Annotated in this window: 3 protein-coding genes; all 3 read left to right on the forward strand. The window is 65.8% G+C overall.

Translation table 11 applies throughout. From position 1 onward, the window contains the following. Nucleotides 1-749, forward strand: a 749-nt coding sequence (locus tag AC1DWI_RS20380) for a sensor histidine kinase (RefSeq protein ID WP_477725599.1), incomplete at its 5' end; no start/stop codon positions are given. After that, nucleotides 733-1,419 carry a hypothetical protein gene (locus tag AC1DWI_RS20385; RefSeq protein WP_477668360.1) on the forward strand — a complete coding sequence of 229 codons (687 nt, stop codon included), beginning with the start codon at nucleotides 733-735 and terminating at the stop codon, nucleotides 1,417-1,419. The genes AC1DWI_RS20380 and AC1DWI_RS20385, both read left to right, overlap by 17 nt. Continuing rightward, on the forward strand, nucleotides 1,416-2,216 hold an 801-nt coding region (locus tag AC1DWI_RS20390; RefSeq protein WP_477725600.1), incomplete at its 3' end, for a sigma 54-interacting transcriptional regulator. The genes AC1DWI_RS20385 and AC1DWI_RS20390, both read left to right, overlap by 4 nt.

The raw sequence follows: 2,216 nt of genomic DNA on the forward strand, positions 1-2,216 counted from the left end.
CGGCCGACCTGGCCCTGGTGGGGCAGCGCCTGAATTGGCTGCGCCTGCGGCTGGTGGAGCTGGACGCCGATAAATCGCGTTTCCTGCGCCATATTTCGCACGAACTCAAAACACCGCTGGCATCGCTGCGCGAAGGGGTGTCGCTGCTGGAAGACGGTGTAGCCGGCACGCTGAGCAATGACCAGCGCGAAATAGCGCAAATCCTCAGGCACAACACCGGCGTGCTGCAAAGCCAGATTGAAGACCTGCTGCGCTTTAATACGGCCGCGTTCGAGGCGCGCCAGTTGAACCGCCAGAATGTCGACTTGTTGCAACTCCTCGAGGAGCAGGTGTACGCGCAGCGCCTGCAGTGGCGCGCACGGGACCTGACGGTCAGCGTCGTCGGCGAGCCCGTTGTGATGGAAATCGACCCCGAAAAAATCGGCACTGCGCTGGCCAACCTGCTGTCCAACGCCATCCGCTATTCACCACCCAAAGGGCAGATCCGGCTGGAACTGAGTCCGCTGCGGGGTTTCGTCCGCATCGACATCCACGATCAGGGCGTCGGCGTGGCGCAGGCCGACCGCGAGCGGATTTTCGAGCCCTTTTACCGCGGTGAACGCCAGCCGGTCGACGTGGTTCGGGGCAGCGGTATCGGTCTGTCCATCGTTCACGAATACATTGCCGCACATGGTGGAAGCATCGTCCTGATGCCCGATCAACCTGGTGCACACTTCAGAATAGAGCTTCCTCATGTTTCCAAGTACTGATTTTCCCCCTCCTCCGCCTGCGGCCCGCTTCTCCGGGCGCGGCCTGTTGCCGGCCCTGGTGACGTCGGCCTTGCTGGCAGCCTGCAGCAGCGGCCCCGCCAACGAGCGCGGCCCTGACACCGCAGCCGTCCTGGCAGCCCGGGCCGCAGCCTCTGCCGCCGAAGCGGCGCGGGCCAGCACCAGCCAGCCCGCGCCGCTCCCGGAATCCGTCGTTTTTGCCAGCGGCATGACCTTGCGCATGCTGGCTTACGCCGAGCGCGTGCGCCTCATGCAGCCGCCGGAGCTCACCCAGGAAACCGGGCGGCTCGGAGACGCCGCCAGCCCCGAGGCCCAACTCCAGCTCTCGCTGGTGCTGGCCCAACTGCGGCAGCTGCCCGAACTGATACGCGCGCAGGAGCTGCTGGCCCGCGTATTGGGCAATGCCGATGCCCAGCCGCTGCATCCGCTGGCAAGGCTGCTGGCGTCACGCTACGCCGAACAGCGCCGCCTGGAAGAGCAGCTTGACAAACAAGGCCAGCAACTGCGCGATGCGCAGCGCAGGCTGGACCAGACCAACGAGCGGCTGGAGGCGCTGAAGGCCATTGAGCGCAGCCTCACCAGCCGGCAGCCGGCGGCAACAGCCTCGGCGCCCATACCCCCTGCCAGCCGGGCCCGCCCCACCGCACCATGAGCGACTCAGCCCTGACAGCACCCCACCTGCTCGTGGTTGATGATGACGCCGACATGCTGCGCCTGCTCACCATGCGGCTGACCGCAGCGGGCTATCGCGTCACGGCGGTCACGTCGGCCGAAGCGGCGCTGACGCAGCTTCATATTGAACGGCCGCAGCTGGTACTCAGCGATGTGCGGCTTCCCGGCCGGGACGGCCTGGCGCTGTTCGACGACATACGCCAGCAGCATCCTTCGCTGCCGGTGATTTTGCTGACCGCGCATGGCACCATTCCTGATGCCGTGGAAGCCACCGAACGCGGCGTGTTCACCTATCTCACCAAGCCCTTTGACGGCAAAAGCCTGCTCGACAAGATTGCCCAGGCGCTGGCGCTGAGTGCCCCCGCCAACCCGGCCAAACAGGGCAGCCCCGAAGCCTGGCAGAACCAGATCATCAGCCGCTCAAGCCGCATGGCCGAAGCCCTGGCTGAAGCGCGCATGGTGGCGCAGTCGGACGCCAGCGTGCTGCTGCGCGGTGAAAGCGGCACCGGCAAGGAACTACTCGCACAAGCCATCCACCAGGCAGGCGCACGGGCCAGCAAGCCCTTTATTGCCGTGAACTGTGGCGCCATCCCCGAGGCCTTGCTGGAATCCGAGCTGTTTGGCCACGTCAAGGGCRCCTTCACCGATGCGGTGGCCAATCACAAAGGCCTTTTCCAGGCTGCAGACGGCGGCACTTTGCTGCTCGATGAAATCGGTGACATGCCGCCCGCGCTCCAGGTCAAGCTGCTGCGCGTGTTGCAGGAGCGGGTGGTGCGG

The organism is Polaromonas sp. P3_C2, assembly GCF_056402675.1.

Bases quoted from the DNA above. Each gene is read 5' to 3' on its own strand.
- AC1DWI_RS20385 (WP_477668360.1), top strand. From the start codon at position 733: ATGTTTCCAAGTACTGATTTTCCCCCTCCTCCGCCTGCGGCCCGCTTC.